Raw genomic sequence first — 15,543 nt, 5'->3', positions numbered from 1 at the left:
GCATCAACTCCGCAATACACGCCGCAGCAGTTTTGCAAGCAAACGAGGAGAAAAGCCCTCAGGCTTGCTGAGGTCAAGCCGCGCTAGAATGGCATCAGCCTGAGGGCTGCTACCTTTAAACGGAGACCATAGCAGAGCAAGCAATTTCTGCCCCACACTCATCCCGGCAACTTGTTGGAGTGCGCGCGCACTTTCAAGCTCCAATTCAGTGAAATCACAGCCAAAAGGATAGGCCGGCAAGCATTGTCCGACTTCCCCGACGAGGGCCTGAATTGTAGCGGGAAGATTATTTTTATATTCTTGTGGTATGTGCCAGTTTTTATCCAGCTTTCCGGCCTCTTTCGCCTGAGTCATTAATTCACTTTGAAAACGTGAATCAGCTATTTTTATCAACGCCTTAATCACCTCTTCGTCACTCTTAGAACGCAGATCGGCGATACCGTATTCAGTAACAACAATGTCTCTTAAATGTCGAGGGATCGTGCAACTCGCATAATGCCAGAGCACGTTTGAAACAGTGTTTTTACCCTGATTCCGGCTGGCTCGAATCATTAAAATAGAGCGTCCACCAGGAAGCTGATGCGCCATAGCAACAAAATTGTATTGCCCACCCACCCCTGATACAACTTGACCATTCTCTAAAGTATCTGATGCGACAGCACCATTCAGAGACACATTTAAGCCAGTGTTGATAAAGCGTGCACGTTGACGCTGAGCTTTAAAAAGCCTTGGGTTAACGTCAAGCTGGTTAATTTTATCAACACCGCTCATTGCCAACTTCTGGCGCTCTAAAGCAGGAAGGTCGACAAGGGCTTGGTAAAATTTAGCATTACCAAGGAAGAAGCCTCCATGTAACACTTTACCGTTTCGCAAATTTGCCCCAAGGCAAGATGCCACTATTTTTTTCTGGCTATCCGGGTTTGCTAAATTGGCAGAAAAACGCTCACCGAAAGGTGAGATTAAATGCCCTTCGCTATATTGCGTCTCATCATTGAAAAAACCATGGTATTGCAGCGTATCAAAATCCTTTCCTCTCAGCTCTCTCACACCCGCTTCGGCCATATCGATAACGTTCTGAGCAGACAGGGACAATGGATTACATTTTTTATTATTAACCAATTGCTGTAGCGCCCAAAAGTCATACACCTCGCGCTTCAAAATGCCTGCGGTAAACAGGTGAAAAAAGCCCTCAACAAACATTTCCGTTGCACCGTAAAGACCTTCGTGAAATGGCTGGATACCACCAGATTCGGCAATGACAGAACCGTAGCGTTCTAACAGCTCGAATCGAGATAATAATTGCCTATATTTATTCGGTTGCTGGTGACGCAACAATAGCGCTTGCACAATGGCATCCCCCATTGCACCAATGCCTAGCTGTAAGGTGCCGCCATCCGCAATCAAGGTGCTAACATGAACACCGATAGCATAATCCGCAGCAGATATCGGTGCTAAATAGGGCACCGAAAAAAGCCCATACTGAGAAGGCACGCGCTCCCGTAACACGTAATCAAAGGCCTCCGCCGCTATCTCGGCATCACCATACATATAAGGTAAATCTGGATGAATCACGCCTATATGCATCACCGGCTTTTGTTGTTCTCGAAGAATGTTAACCAACTCTAGCGACGTATCCGGGTTACAACTCATACTCAAGGTATCAGCCCCATCACTATCGTCAGCCAATAGCTGCATCACCACGTTACAACCCTGGGCCGCGACATCTCTTGGGGCAAAGGTGTAGTTAGAGCTAATGTAATGCCGCTGCGCTTGCTCATGACCCAGCCGACTACCCGGCTTAAAGTAAAATTCTTTTATTGTAATATTGCTTGGCAAACACCCCTGCCGCTCATCTCGCAAATATTGAGGCTCGGTATAGTTTGCGTAAAGACGATCAAATACCGGATTCAGCAAGCGGGCGGGTATCGGATCATGCTCTACCGGGCGCTCCAAACTCAACGCCGTTAGAATGGTCAGTGACCGCTGTTGTTGCTCGGCTATGCGCCGATACAGCGCATCCACAAGGGCTACGGGCTTACCTAAGCCAAGGGGCAAAGCAAGCACGATATCACCATCGACTTGCTCTAAAATACGATCAACAAGCTCATTTACTTCCGTGAAGCTCATGGGGCTTCTCCTGTTTAGCCGTGGTTTGAAGCAACGGTTTTAATAAATACCCTTCGCAGTGAGACTGAAGCAACTCGGTTTAATGCACTAATATATTAATTCCCTTTTAACGTTCAGCTATCACGATTACAACGCTTCAATGTGCACCTATACCGGATAGCTAAAAGAAGAGCGAACCGACAAGAAGTAGTATGGCTTTAAAATAAACCTCCTTAAAACAAAAACGGCGCTTCAAATATCATTGAAGCGCCGTTTTAGGCATGGCCTAGAACATCTTAAACCAGGTCAAAACGATCCAAATTCATGACCTTATTCCAAGCGGCAACAAAGTCCTTAATAAAACGATCCTTCGAATCCGCGCTGCCATAGATCTCCGACACAGCTCGCAATTGCGAGTTAGAGCCAAAGACCAAGTCGACTCGACTCCCTGTCCACTTTAATTCGCCGCTTTTACGATCACGGCCCTCAAACAATTCAGCGTCATCGGCAGAAGCTGTCCACACCGTATTCATATCCAGCAAATTAACGAAGAAATCATTGCTCAATGACTCGGGGTTATCGGTAAAAACACCCCGCATAGACTGGTCCGCATTGGTATTCAGCATTCGCATACCACCAACAAGGACCGTCATTTCTGGTGCTGTCAGCGTCAATAACTGGGATCGATCAATGAGCAGTTCTTCGGCAGAAATACTGTAACGGGCCTTTTGATAATTGCGGAACCCATCAGCAATGGGTTCCATCACTTCAAAAGACTGCACATCAGTTTGCTCAAGACTGGCATCCATTCTTCCAGGGTTAAATTCGACCGTAATATCGCTACCGGCATTTTTTGCCGCCTGCTCTACCCCTGCGCAGCCTGCCAACACGATCAAGTCAGCCAGAGAAACTTTTTTCCCGCCCGATTCAAAGTCGTTTTTAATGTCGTCTAAAACCCCAAGCACTTTAGCCAGCTGCTTGGGCTGATTTACCTCCCAGTCTTTTTGAGGCGCAAAGCGAACCCGGGCGCCATTAGCACCACCACGCATATCCGAACCACGGTAGGTAGACGCCGATGCCCAAGCAGTGGAAACCAGCTCTGATACGGATAGGCCTGATGCCAGCACCTTGGCTTTAAGCGCTGAAATTTCAGCGTCGCCAATAAGTGGATGATTCACTTCGGGAATAGGGTCTTGCCAAATCAATTCTTCTGCAGGTACTTCAGGACCAAGAAAACGCACTCTCGGGCCCATATCCCGGTGGGTAAGCTTAAACCATGCGCGCGCAAAGGCATCGGCAAACGCCTCTGGGTTTTCATAAAAATGCCGGGAGATTTTTTCGTATTCCGGGTCAACTCGCAACGCCAAATCCGTAGTCAGCATCGTCGGTACTCTGCGTTTGCTGGGGTCATGGGCATCTGGAATGGCGCCTTCACCTGCACCGTCTTTCGGCTGCCATTGATGAGCACCTGCCGGGCTCTTGGTCAGTTCCCATTCAAAACCAAACAAGTTTTCAAAGAAATTGTGGCCCCACTGAGTCGGTGTGCTTGTCCAAGTTACTTCCAAGCCACTGGTAATGGCATCTCCAGCTTTACCGCTAGCAAAACTACTCTCCCAGCCCAAGCCTTGCGCCTCGATACCGGCGGCTTCTGGCTCTGGACCCACATGCGACTCTTCACCAGCCCCATGGGTTTTACCAAAACTGTGACCGCCAGCAATCAAAGCAACGGTCTCCTCATCGTTCATGGCCATCCGGGCAAAGGTGTCTCGGATGTCTTTGGCGGCAGCCATCGGATCAGGGTTACCATTTGGCCCCTCCGGATTGACATAAATAAGCCCCATTTGTACCGCTGCCAGAGGGTCTTCCAACTCACGATCGCCCGAGTAACGTTTATCCTCCAACCAAATATTTTCTTTACCCCAGTAAATATCTTTCTCCGGCTCCCAGACATCCGCACGGCCTCCAGCGAAGCCAAAGGTTTTAAAGCCCATGGACTCCAGCGCGACATTACCCGTGAGTATCATTAAATCTGCCCAAGAAATTTTATTGCCGTACTTCTGTTTAATCGGCCAAATCAGGCGGCGAGCCTTGTCCAGATTGACATTATCCGGCCAGCTGTTGAGGGGCGCAAAACGCTGGCTACCGGTGCCAGCACCACCGCGGCCATCGCCCATACGGTATGTACCCGCGCTGTGCCACGCCATGCGAATAAAGAAGGGGCCGTAATGACCAAAGTCTGCCGGCCACCAGTCTTGTGAGTCGGTCATCAAGTCCGTAAGGTCTTTCTTAACCGCCGCTAAGTCCAGGCTCTTAAACTCTTCTGCATAATCAAAGTCCTCTCCTAGAGGGTTCGACATAGCCGAGTGTTGGTGCAAGATATCCAGCCGCAGCTGGTTTGGCCACCAATCCATATTTGAGGTGCCGCCACCAGCGACATGATCCACTTTTCCACTCATTACTGGGCATTTGTTAATATCGGTCATCACTTCCTCTCCCTTTGGACAAATCTTATATGCTGATTAGGTTAGGCTTAAGTTAGCCATAGGGCCAATTGATTTTATCTGGCACATCGATAGGTTTTTCCATATAACATACTTGATAGGCACACCTGACAGGCACGTTTGAGCAAGCCATTTTTTTTAGTCCGCTTGCCAGGCAGGCGTCAAGAGCATAAACCAACCCCATCTCTGAATTTGCACCGTATTATTTCACCACACCCTATAAGAGCTACTACGGAAGCATATCGTAAGTGGTTTTAGTCTTATCACTACTAAGCTTATGAGCACGCAAGGTTATGACCACGTGATGCGGTTATACCGTATACCCGGATGTAACCTTGCTTGGCAAAATTAGCCAAACGATATCATTGACGATTTATACTGTGGAGTAAGCTTATGTTTGTTGTAAACGAAGCCACAAACTTAATGGAGGCTCTCGTCGCAGAGGAGTTTGATGCCGTGCAAGTGTCCCAGCGTTACGACCATCATTATGTACAAGACTTGTACTGCCTGACCATGAACGCCCTACAGCCACGCTATGTGCGCTTTGTCGAAGAAGCTCGAAAAGCATTAACCACGGAAGAAAGATCGTTACTGTCCGCCAGTATCCAACAGGCCATTCACGACGCTCATGCCCTGTTGGCAACGGAAAGAAGACGGCTACACAGGCAAGCTCTTTAGTAAGTAATGTGTGTCACAAATATCCTACACCTAAATCAAAGGGGATATTCATGGGCAAAAGAGACTTCCACAGGGCTTCGCACTAAAAGGATGTGAAATCAAAACCAGAGAGCCGCCGCGCTGGCCAATAACGTCATAATAAAGAGAAACCATTTTAGGCCATTTTGACTAAAACCGACTGCAAGTTTGACGCCGAGTTTCGCGCCAATCACGGTACCCACTGCTAAAATAAGTCCCGGCACCCAAGCGATAAGATCCTGCCAAATAAACACCGCGATAGCCGCCAAAGTCAGGCACCCCGTACACAGCATTTTCAGTGCGTTCGTTTTAACCAGTTCATAACGTAGACTGCCGGCTAACGCCGCAATCAAAATGAAACCAACCCCGGCTTGTACAAAGCCGCCGTACACCCCCGCCAATAATAATATCCACTTCGAACTAGGGGTATCCGCCACCCTTCTGGGCACGGTACCCGGTGGGGGCGCCACCACTGCGGGCCTCACAAGAATCAGTAAAGCCATCCCTAGCATTGCCGACAACAACACTGGTTTTAAAATTGAAGCGGGCATAAACGCCGCAAGCAAAGCCCCGATAAGCGAACCTAGTAATGTGAGTAGAAGAATTGCGCCAAAATCCTCTCGGGGCAAATGGCCGCCGCGATGAAAATCATTTGCCCCAGCAAGGGATTGCAACAAAACACCAACCCTATTCGTAGCATTGGCGACATCTGCCGGCATCCCCATTACCATCAGAGCAGGCAGCGTCAAATTAGAACCGCCACCCGCCAAGGTATTGATTACGCCAGCAACAACGCCGACTAAAACCAATATTACAGCGTAAAAAAACGTGAGTTCATACACTCGCCAAAACCCTTCTCAACAACTACCACAACAGTCTGAACACTAAACGATCAACTGGCTGCCTATTAATTAATAATGAAGCGCACCAAGCTATTAACCTCTTTATCAATAATCGGTTTTCCTCTACAATGACACACTAGCAATAATTACGCACACTAGCGTTAGCGCTGTTTGTCAGCATAGTTGTCGTGTTTTTTACGCAGCGGCCTCTAAGCTGCGACTCTCCTTCTCAGGATTCAACCAGACCTCTTCTGGCAAATCCCAATTCCGAGTTCTCCCCGACCAGCGCTTCGGATTGGCTGCTTTCGCGGCCTCGTAAACGGCCTTTCGCTGTTGTATGACTTCTGTCGTCTGGCCACTATGCCGTTGCGCCGGAGTGATGAACTTCAACCCGCTGTGCTTGTGTTCCTGGTTATACCAGGTCGCAAATTGGAGTACCCAGGCCCGGGCATCGCCCAGTGTTGCAAAGCCTTTGTAAGGGTAATCAGGGCGGTACTTGCACGTTCGGAAGATCGACTCAGCATAGGCATTATCGTTACTGACCCGAGGGCGGCTATAGGACGACATGATACCCAGTCGGTACAGGGTTTCCATCAGTGACGCGCCTTTCATCGGGCTGCCGTTGTCCGAGTGCAGAACCAGGTGTACACCGGCAATACCCTCACGTAAATACGCCTTGGTTACCAGTTCTGACGCCAGTTCACTGGACTCTCCCTCATGGATTTCCCAGCCCACAATCTTGCGGCTGTACAGGTCGAGGATGAGGTACAGGTAGAAGAAGATTCCTTTGGCAGGACCGGGCAACCAGGTCACGTCCCAACACCACACCTGATTCGGGCCGGTGGCACAGTGCGTGTTGAGTGGCTTGGCGGTCGGTGCCTTACTGCGGCCCCGGTGCTGCTGTTGGCTCTGTTCACGAAGCACACGATAGAACGTGGACTCAGAGGCGATAAAGCACCCTTCATCCGCCAGGGCCGGTACAATCTGGCTGGGTGGCAGGCTTCTGTGTACTGGGCTATTCACGGCGACCAGCACGGCCTCGCGCTCTTGCTGTGTCAGTTTGTGAACCGGTGGCGGACGGGTCGCACCAGGGCGACCATCTGCCTTAACATCCCCCTCCCGGGTCCAGCGCTGATAGGTGCGCATGGCTATGCCCATTTCTGCGCACGCCCTGAAGGTCCGGGCACCAGCATCGGTTGTTTCCTTGATCAGCCTGACGGCTCGCTCGCGATCTGGGGTGCTAATCATTCGTCCTCTCCCTCGCCCCAGATCGCATGCATCTTTTTTCGAAGCACCAGTAACGCAGCGGTTTCCGCCAGCGCCTTCTCTTTATGACGCAGATCGCGCTTCAGCTCCTTGATCTCTTTCTTCGCCGATCGAGCCTGATCCCGCGCTGACCTGGCCTGTTCTACTGCCGTGGCATTGGCGTGCATGCAAACCTCTTTCCACGCCAGTATCTGCTCCGCATACAGCCCCTTCTTGCGGCAGTACTCGGCCACCTCCGCCTCGTTCAGAGCGGCGGTCTCCAGCACGACTGCAAACTTGTCTTCGGGCGACCAACCTTCCGGATTCCTTCCATCCCCTGGCACTACCATCCCTCCTGATCGGGCTTGTTTGCGCCAATGATACAGGGTCACGTCGGAGATTCCCGTCTCTTCTGATAGCACGCGTACCGGGGTGTTTTCTGGCGGCATCATTCTTCTAAGCACCGCCTGCTTGCGTTCTTCTGGGTATTGTTTCATTGCTCATTCCTGAGCGCCCCCCGAGTATTAATTGAAAATTGGACACGACAACTATCCTGACAGAGGGGGTTAGTAAAGAGCACCAGTATCTCTTTTGGGCCCGACACCATAGGTATAAATGCTCATCGCCTTATATCTGACACATAATAAAATATGCGCTGAACACATCATACAAATAAGGTTGGAACAGTTATGGCCAGAGCAAACGGCGTCAATCTTTTCGTCCCTATAATCGCCAATATCGCACTTGTTGCCGCATCTAGCAGCAGCTTAGGTCTACTCCCCGCCGCTGCGCTCTCGGTTGGTCTTCTGCTAAGTGCGACTGCCCTTAGCCACTAAGTAATCTATCGACACCACAACAGTTCACTATTATTTTGAGCTATCCGCACTCATTCAGTAAGGGCATTTACCTAAATCGCCCTCGGCAAGTCCGAGCAGAGTCTCCCGCAACATAGCGCTAACCTATATCGTTATAACGCATTGGAGACTTTATCGCGTGTCGCTGCCCAAGAAATTACTGATTACTTTATTCTTGTTTGCCGTGATCCCCGTCATTTTTTTAGGCTTATTAGATTACATTCACACCAGCCAAGCGCAAAAAAAAACCAGCTTCACTGAACTCAGTGCTTCCACCAATAAACAACAGCATTCCAGTACTGCCTTTGCGGTCACAGATAAAGATAGTGCTGAAGTACTCCTCCCCACAACGCTTTTTCATCAACAACAAATAAACCTGTTTTTTTGGTTTTGCATGGCTTCCTTAGTCGCAGCCATATATGTTTCCAAACGAATCTATGCCCCTTTCAAAACACTCGAAACAATGATCACACGAATAAAACAGGGGGATATCAATGAGCGCTTGCCAGAAAATTATCGAAATACAAGCTTACAAAATCTTGCGATTGCCTTTAACCATGTTCTTAACCAAGCAGCGCTACGAGAGCATTCTTCTACAGAAAAAACAACACAACAGATCCAAAAACTAGAACTTGCCAAAGCCAATGCAGAAGAACAAATCACCAACCAAAACAAATTTCTAGCCAACATAAGCCATGACCTACGCACTCCAATCAACGGTATTTTAGGAATCAATAGCCTACTGGAAAATACCCCCTTAGATGCACGTCAACAAGAATACCTCCGTATTGTTAATCGTTCAGCCAGGTCTTTACTGGAAACCTTGAATGACGTTCTCGATCTGTCAAAACTACAAGCGGAAACGTTAATTATAAGTAAGACACGATTTAATTTAATTGAAATGGTGAATGAGCTGATTGAAGAAACAAAAGTCATCATCAAAGACAAAGATATTCAACTTCGATATGAGGTCGAAGAAAATGGGCCGGAATGGTTGATATCAGATTCCTTTAGAATCAAGCAAATGTTAAGTCACCTATTAAACAACGCCGTAAAATTTACCGATTCTGGCGACATAACATTATATATATCGACAACGTCAGATTATCAAAACCAGACTAACGTGAAATTTTCTGTTAGCGACACTGGCGTTGGCATCCCTTTAAAAAAACAGCAGGCAATTATTGATGCTGTTGCTAAAACACAAAATGAAACAAACCCAGCCGTAAATGAAATAGGGCTAGGCTTAAAAATTGTGTCTAAGATGATCAAACTCATGGAAGGCGATGTAGGGCTAGAAAGCCAAGTGGGCAAAGGCAGTAACATCTACATTTGCTTGCCTGTAACAATACAAAAAAACGATTTTTCAAGCTCTCCAAAAATGCGGGAATCAAATCACGACAACCAGGTTCAACGCCTTTCCTCTGCCCCCACCCAAAAGGGTGATACAGACCATGATCTAGCACCAGTGCCATTATCAATCCTAATTGCTGAAGACAATCACCTTACTCAGCAATTACTACTCGACTCACTATCTGCCAGAGGGCATAAATTAACCCTTGTCGACAATGGCTTAGCCGCAATAAAGGCTTTTGAGAGTGGTCATTTCGACCAAATTTTGATAGATGTAAAGATGCCCGTTAAGGATGGATTTCAAGCTGCTGAAAAAATTCGTGAAATTGAGGACAAAACCGGGCATCCTATCCCCATCATTGCACTGACTGACTCAATACGTAATGGTGGTAGCAATCACTATTTCCATGCCAGCATGAGTCACTGCATAGCAAAGCCCGGTGATCTGACATCATTAATTCAAAAAATTGAAGGCAATCCAGTAAGAAAACTACCTGATTCAAAACTTCAACTGCACTCCGCCAACGAGGACACTAGCTTAAACATCATGATTTTGGACAAAAATCGGCTTAGCGATATCACTAGGGGTAATCAGGGGCTAATGCAGTCCATCGTCAGACTGTTCTTAGATGAACTTCCAGAAATGTTGTCAGATATAGATAATGCCAGGGGTCTGCGGGATCCACAGAAGCTTTCACAAGCCATACATCGACTAAAAAGTGCTTTGGGCAATTTTGTGCATACCGCTTATTACCAAGAAGTCGCTGTATTAGAGTCATTAGCTATCACGCTCCCGTTTGAACAGTGGGAAACTCAATGGCAAGCCAAACGTGAGCAGCTTGACCAACTCATCAGCGAATTAAATGAAATAGCAGAGCAATAATATGGATGTTTTGCTGGTCGACGACGACCCGATAACCCGCTTAGCAGTATGCGCCGCATTAGAAGAATGGGGCTTTGTGCCCGTGGTAGCCGAAGATGGGCATCAGGCCCTAACTAAGCTGGCAGAAAAAAACCCGCCTCACCTAATGATTATCGATTGGTCAATGCCAGGTCTAAGTGGACCAGAGCTGTGTAAGACCATTCGCGAGCGCAGCGACGGCCAGTTTTTCTATATCCTTATGCTAACAGGCAAAGAAGGTAGTGAAGCCATTGTTGAAGCAATGGAGGCAGGCGCAGATGATTTTGTCAGCAAACCCTTCGACCATCGAGTATTGAAAGTCCGGATCGCCGCAGGCAGCCGTATTGTGCGTCTTGAGCAAACGCTCAACCAGCTGGCATCCCGCGATGCTCTAACCCAGTGCTGGAATCGTCGCATGATTGATGAGTTACTGCTCAATGCTGTGCAGGAATCTCGACGGAAAAATAATCCGCTATCTCTTATGGTTCTGGATATAGACCACTTTAAGAAAATTAATGACACCCATGGCCACAGCGTTGGCGATATCGCTCTAAAACACTTAGTTCAAGTATTAAGTAACAATTTACGTGAGTACGATCAAATTGGTCGTTATGGCGGTGAAGAGTTTGTTATTTTATTACCCAACACGGGCGAGGAAGAAGCGTGGGTAATCGCAGAGCGCATGCGATCTGCAGTGCAGCTCCAGCCCGCTACCGCCAACAACGAACTGAGTATCCCACTGACCATTAGCATTGGCTTGGCTCAGTGCAACATCGAGCTTAAAGAAGAGCTTCAACAGTTATTCCAACGTGCTGACGAAGCCCTTTATGAAGCAAAAGCAGCCGGAAGAAATCGTACAATGAGTGCAGAAAAAATCGGTACCCAATAAAAAAGCGCTATATAGCGCTTTTTTATTGGCCTGCTAATCCTAATCTCATAGTACAGGTGTACAGATAAGGCTTTTTGCTACTTAATGCCGTTAAAAAATACTCACATCCCCACAAACGGCTGCATCAATTTAGCAATCCAGCCTTTAAAAATCAGCGGCGCATCCATTCCCGCCAAACAGATGCAATCTTGATCATCATCCGCAATGGGTTGATGCTCCACACTGCCATCCAAATCGGCAACATCTCCCGCATTAAACTGACCCAATGCATCGCTGTAACCACCTTGCAAAATCATCGTTAATTCATTGCCCCGATGGCTGTGCACTGGCATTCGCATACCTGCTGAAATACGTAACAAGCGGGCATTGCCTTCACCTGTTTTCAATACAATTTGTCTAATCCCTGGCGCAGCAACCTTCCAAGGCATGCTTTCCAAGTTTGCTGAGCCAGTCAGTTTACTCAGCAGTGCCGGCATAGAAGAAGCTTTAGCTTTTTCAGTCGACGTGACGGTAGATACTTCCATATCCACTTGCTCGTCGAGCAGGTCCAGCATTCTATCTCGCGCCGCTGTCGATAACGCTTTAGGCGGCAGTGCTGTCATTAGCTCGCCACCCAAATGTTCCAACCCCGCCAGATCACGACGACAAGACGAGCAAAATTCCAGATGACAACCCACTACCAAGGCCAAAGCAGCAGGCAACGCCCCTGCACTATAGCTGGCCAGCGTGTCTTCACTGGGATGATGTTCTATACGGCTCATTTGCCAACTTCTCCAAATTGCTCACGGAAAGCCTTGATGGCTAGCCGTAAACTTGACTTCACACTACCTAGTGGCATCCCCGTTTCAGCGGCGATCTCACTGTGACTTTTGCCCTCGTAATAGGACTTGTACACCACTTGCGCCTGATTGAGAGGCAAGGCATCCAGAGCAGACTTCAGCCTATCCCCGTCTGCGCCCAAAGTGGGTTCGATATTAGTTTCTTCGGCAATGCGGTCATCTGCCTCGTAGGCGATGCCGCGCTGCTTACGCAATTTATCTATCCATAGATTTCGTGCGACGCGAAAAAGCCAGGTACTCACCGCGGCTTTTTCAGGTTTATAGAGCTTGGCCTTATTCCAAAGGGCCAGCAATGCCTCTTGGGTAATGTCTTCAGCAGTCGCACTGTCCACACCTTGACCCAGCAAATAGGCATTGACCCGGGGCGAAAAGTGATCAAATAACAGCATAAAGCTGCCTTTGTCTCTATTTTGAGCAATATTAGCCATGCATTCTGCCCAAAACTTGCCACTGCGCACTTGCTCTGTGGCTTCATCTGCCATCAACAAACCTCTGTTATCAGTATTACGTTATGGATGATTAAGCGGATCAACCCAAACACAGCCTAGGACCTGTTCACACTAATCCAATTGTCACTGCTGGAAGTCATTTTAGCCACAACAGTAATAATCGGATTAGTGTGAACAGACCCTAGTATTATTTCTACCCGCACCGAAAAATATCAGACCTGAGGTCAACTCTATAGTCCAAAGCATCAATGCGTCAGCAATCATTGCGACAAATAGCCGCCAGCTATACCATTAGCAAACAAGAACATGGAGTATTACATGGCCCTGACCGAAGCTAAATCCATGCCGGAACTTATCGGCAACACCCCCCTAGTCTATCTCAAAGAAGTATCAGCTTTAACAGGCTGCCATATTTACGGCAAAGCTGAATTTCTAAACCCCGGTGGCTCCGTAAAAGATCGCACCGCGTTGGGTATTATTCGTGACGCAGAGCAAAATGGCAGCCTCCGCCCCGGCGGCACCATTGTTGAAGGCACAGCGGGTAATACCGGTATAGGCCTGACATTAATAGCCAACGCCCTTGGTTATCGCAGCGTGGTGGTGATGCCGCAAAGTCAGAGCCGAGAAAAAATTGAGTTACTCGATCTCTACGGCGCAGACCTGAGACTAGTCCCTGCCACTAACTATAACGACCCCAACCATTACATCCATACCGCCAGGCGGCTGGCTGAAAAGCTTAACGAAACCGAAGCGAATGGTGCCATCTGGGCCCGGCAGTTTGATAATACGGCTAACGCCAAGATCCATAAACAGACGACTGGCGAAGAAATTTGGCAGCAAACCGAGGGCAAAATAGACGGCTTTATTTGCGCGGTAGGCACCGGCGGAACACTGGCTGGGGTTAGCCAAGCACTAAAAGCACACAACCCCGCGATGACTATTGGCTTGGCAGACCCCCAAGGTTCCTCCCTTTACAATTACTTCACCAACGGTGAGTTAAGTGGTGAAGGCAGATCCATTACCGAGGGCATAGGTATTAGCCTGGTAACCGACAACCTTCGCCAAGCCCATGTGGACAAGGCCTACCAAGTCAGCGACGCCGAAGCCCTGCCTTATATTTTTAACTTGCTCCGTAACGAAGGCCTCTGCCTGGGGGGCTCATCCGCAGTGAATATTGCGGGGGCAGTTTCGCTAGCTAAAGACCTGGGGCCCGGCAAAACCATCGTCACTATTCTCTGTGATTACGGCGACCGCTACAAAAGCAAACTGTTTAACCCCGTTTTTTTAGAAAATATGGGATTACCAGCCCCCGACTGGATGCGCAATTAAAGCACTTCAGCCCCTCTTGCCCCTCGGCTATACTGATCCCTCACTCTTCTGCTGAGGGATCGCCTCAATGATAGGCCTAGCCGTTTTTCTGGGACTTGCACTCTTTCTGATCGTTTACCTCGTTATGTTGTATAACGGCTTGGTTAACCTCAAGCACAATGTGTCAAAAAGCTTGGCCAATATCGATGTGTTACTAAAACAACGCCACGACGAACTCCCTAAGCTAATTGAAACCTGCAAACAATATATGAGCTACGAGCAAGACACCTTAAGCCGGGTGATAGAGGCAAGACAACTGGTTGCCAACGCACAAGACAAAGGCGACATAAAAAGCCTTGGCGCTGCTGAAACCCAAATGCGTAGTGGTTTAGGTCAATTGTTTGCGCTGGCCGAAAACTACCCGGAATTAAAAGCCGACGAAGCTTTTGGTAAATTACAGCAGCGGATTTCGGGGCTTGAAAGCGCCATAGCAGATCGCCGGGAAGTCTATAATGAAGCCGTAAACAACAATAACGTGCGAATTGAGCAGTTTCCCGATGTGATTGTTGCCCGCCTGTTTAACTTCAAAGATTTTGACCTCCTAAGCTTTAGGCAAGAAGAACTGGCAGACGTGGATGTAAAAGCCTTATTTAACTAGCCGAGACAGCAGCTGTGGATTATCTCGCCCTAGGCTTTAGTGCAGCCATCTCCTTGGCCTGCGGTTTCGGCAGCATCTCCCGTCTGCGCCGAGCCCGCATTATTGAAGACACGCCAAGCTCTAAAATACGCTCGGCTCACCAAGGCTACGTAGAGTTAATTGGTATGGCCGCTGACAGTGGCGATACCGCGCTCGTCAGCCCTCTCACCCTAAGCCCCTGTGTCTGGTACGAGTACAAAATTGAAGAATATCGGCGCAGCGGCAAAAACAGCCGGTGGCACACCGTACAAAAGGGACGCAGTGACGCGCCGTTTGTTATTTTTGATGTTACTGGCAGCTGCTTTATTCTCCCCACAGGGGCGGAAGTCAGCAGCCACCGTAAAAAGACCTGGCAAGGCTCATCACGTTTTCCTGCGGGGCATCAGCACTCAGGGTTTAGTCTACTGAGCGGTAAATATCGCTACACTGAAGAACTATTGTGCAAGGATGATCCCCTCTACGTTATTGGCGCGTTTAGCAGCCGCCACCCTCCCAACCCCGCCGAGCTGGCCAATCACGCCCAAGCCAATATCCTCAATGAGTGGAAGCAAGACTATGCCAAGTTACTGAGCCGCTTTGACCATGACGCCAACGGTGAAATAGACTTTAAAGAGTGGGAGTTAGCAAGAGCAGAAGCGTTACGTAAAGCTGAGCGGCAAATAGAGCAGCAATTACCCGTTGCAGTGGTACATAGCATTAAAGACCCCAAAAGTCGGCGCCACCCTTTTCTTATTGCAACAACAGAACCTACCGCATTAAGCCGCCGCTTCCGCTGGCAGGCTGCAGGGCTATTTATCTTGAGTATCATTGCCACCGCCGCACTGACGTGGCAAGTTTTCTCCTCTCACGGAATATAGCAATGT

General features: G+C 48.5%; 12 protein-coding genes. 6 read left to right on the top strand and 6 right to left on the bottom strand.

Annotated elements, in window-relative coordinates:
- Positions 1-3: 3 nt before the first annotated feature.
- Together IMCC21906_RS07285 and katG are read right to left on the bottom strand one after the other, a co-directional pair.
- Positions 4-2,127 (bottom strand): acetyl-CoA hydrolase/transferase C-terminal domain-containing protein, encoded by a 2,124-nt coding sequence (locus tag IMCC21906_RS07285; protein WP_047011616.1) that lies wholly within the window; start codon positions 2,125-2,127, stop codon positions 4-6.
- A 275-nt stretch (positions 2,128-2,402) separates the two neighbouring features.
- Complete coding sequence (gene katG, locus IMCC21906_RS07280; protein ID WP_047011615.1) at positions 2,403-4,589, bottom strand: catalase/peroxidase HPI; 2,187 nt, start codon at positions 4,587-4,589, stop codon at positions 2,403-2,405.
- Positions 4,590-5,000: 411 nt separating this feature from the next.
- Here katG and IMCC21906_RS07275 point away from each other — a divergent pair, with 411 nt between their 5' ends.
- Complete coding sequence (locus IMCC21906_RS07275) at positions 5,001-5,285, top strand: late competence development ComFB family protein (protein WP_047011614.1); 285 nt, start codon at positions 5,001-5,003, stop codon at positions 5,283-5,285.
- Between the two features lie 98 nt (positions 5,286-5,383).
- Here IMCC21906_RS07275 and IMCC21906_RS07270 read toward each other — a convergent pair whose 3' ends face one another.
- Both IMCC21906_RS07270 and IMCC21906_RS07265 read right to left on the bottom strand, forming a co-directional pair.
- Positions 5,384-6,145, bottom strand: a complete 762-nt coding sequence (locus tag IMCC21906_RS07270) for a sulfite exporter TauE/SafE family protein (protein ID WP_047011613.1) — start codon at positions 6,143-6,145, stop codon at positions 5,384-5,386.
- A gap of 195 nt (positions 6,146-6,340) precedes the next feature.
- Positions 6,341-7,887 (bottom strand): IS3 family transposase gene (locus IMCC21906_RS07265; protein ID WP_369795754.1). Its coding sequence is split into 2 segments (ribosomal slippage): positions 6,341-7,425 and positions 7,425-7,887, totalling 1,548 coding nucleotides; the frame shifts between segments, so codons are not numbered across the junction.
- 496 nt (positions 7,888-8,383) lie between these two features.
- On the opposite strand from IMCC21906_RS07265, the gene IMCC21906_RS07255 reads away from it, so the two are divergent.
- Together IMCC21906_RS07255 and IMCC21906_RS07250 are read left to right on the top strand one after the other, a co-directional pair.
- Positions 8,384-10,480, top strand: coding sequence for a sensor histidine kinase (locus IMCC21906_RS07255; protein WP_047011612.1), 2,097 nt, complete (start codon positions 8,384-8,386; stop codon positions 10,478-10,480).
- A 1-nt stretch (position 10,481) separates the two neighbouring features.
- Entirely contained in the window at positions 10,482-11,387 is a 906-nt protein-coding gene (locus tag IMCC21906_RS07250) for a diguanylate cyclase (RefSeq protein WP_047011611.1), read from the top strand.
- Positions 11,388-11,488: 101 nt separating this feature from the next.
- On the opposite strand, the gene IMCC21906_RS07245 is transcribed toward IMCC21906_RS07250, so the two are convergent.
- Positions 11,489-12,148, bottom strand: coding sequence for a ChrR family anti-sigma-E factor (locus tag IMCC21906_RS07245; protein ID WP_047011610.1), 660 nt, complete (start codon positions 12,146-12,148; stop codon positions 11,489-11,491).
- A complete protein-coding gene (locus IMCC21906_RS07240) occupies positions 12,145-12,708 on the bottom strand; it encodes a sigma-70 family RNA polymerase sigma factor (RefSeq protein ID WP_047011609.1) in 564 nt (187 codons plus the stop codon). The genes IMCC21906_RS07245 and IMCC21906_RS07240 overlap by 4 nt, the downstream gene beginning before the upstream one ends.
- 285 nt (positions 12,709-12,993) lie before the next feature.
- Here IMCC21906_RS07240 and IMCC21906_RS07235 point away from each other — a divergent pair, with 285 nt between their 5' ends.
- From IMCC21906_RS07235 to IMCC21906_RS07225, 3 genes are all read left to right on the top strand, one after another.
- A complete protein-coding gene (locus tag IMCC21906_RS07235; protein WP_047011608.1) occupies positions 12,994-14,004 on the top strand; it encodes a cysteine synthase A in 1,011 nt (336 codons plus the stop codon).
- A 67-nt stretch (positions 14,005-14,071) separates the two neighbouring features.
- On the top strand, positions 14,072-14,641 hold the full coding sequence (locus tag IMCC21906_RS07230) for a LemA family protein (RefSeq protein WP_047011607.1): 570 nt from the start codon (positions 14,072-14,074) through the stop codon (positions 14,639-14,641).
- Positions 14,642-14,655: 14 nt separating this feature from the next.
- Positions 14,656-15,537, top strand: coding sequence for a GIDE domain-containing protein (locus tag IMCC21906_RS07225; RefSeq protein WP_047011606.1), 882 nt, complete (start codon positions 14,656-14,658; stop codon positions 15,535-15,537).
- Positions 15,538-15,543: the final 6 nt, after the last annotated feature.

Origin of the sequence: Spongiibacter sp. IMCC21906 (assembly GCF_001010805.1) — a bacterium.
Classification (GTDB): domain Bacteria; phylum Pseudomonadota; class Gammaproteobacteria; order Pseudomonadales; family Spongiibacteraceae; genus Spongiibacter.
This window is presented reverse-complemented; position numbering and strand designations above follow the sequence as displayed.

What these genes read in the sequence shown, in the direction of transcription:
- IMCC21906_RS07285 (WP_047011616.1), bottom strand. Translation starts at nt 2,127, where the DNA reads ATGAGCTTCACGGAAGTAAATGAGCTTGTTGATCGTATTTTAGAGCAA.
- katG (WP_047011615.1), bottom strand. Translation starts at nt 4,589, where the DNA reads ATGACCGATATTAACAAATGCCCAGTAATGAGTGGAAAAGTGGATCAT.
- IMCC21906_RS07275 (WP_047011614.1), top strand. Translation starts at nt 5,001, where the DNA reads ATGTTTGTTGTAAACGAAGCCACAAACTTAATGGAGGCTCTCGTCGCA.
- IMCC21906_RS07250 (WP_047011611.1), top strand. Translation starts at nt 10,482, where the DNA reads ATGGATGTTTTGCTGGTCGACGACGACCCGATAACCCGCTTAGCAGTA.
- IMCC21906_RS07245 (WP_047011610.1), bottom strand. Translation starts at nt 12,148, where the DNA reads ATGAGCCGTATAGAACATCATCCCAGTGAAGACACGCTGGCCAGCTAT.
- IMCC21906_RS07240 (WP_047011609.1), bottom strand. Translation starts at nt 12,708, where the DNA reads ATGGCAGATGAAGCCACAGAGCAAGTGCGCAGTGGCAAGTTTTGGGCA.
- IMCC21906_RS07235 (WP_047011608.1), top strand. Translation starts at nt 12,994, where the DNA reads ATGGCCCTGACCGAAGCTAAATCCATGCCGGAACTTATCGGCAACACC.
- IMCC21906_RS07230 (WP_047011607.1), top strand. Translation starts at nt 14,072, where the DNA reads ATGATAGGCCTAGCCGTTTTTCTGGGACTTGCACTCTTTCTGATCGTT.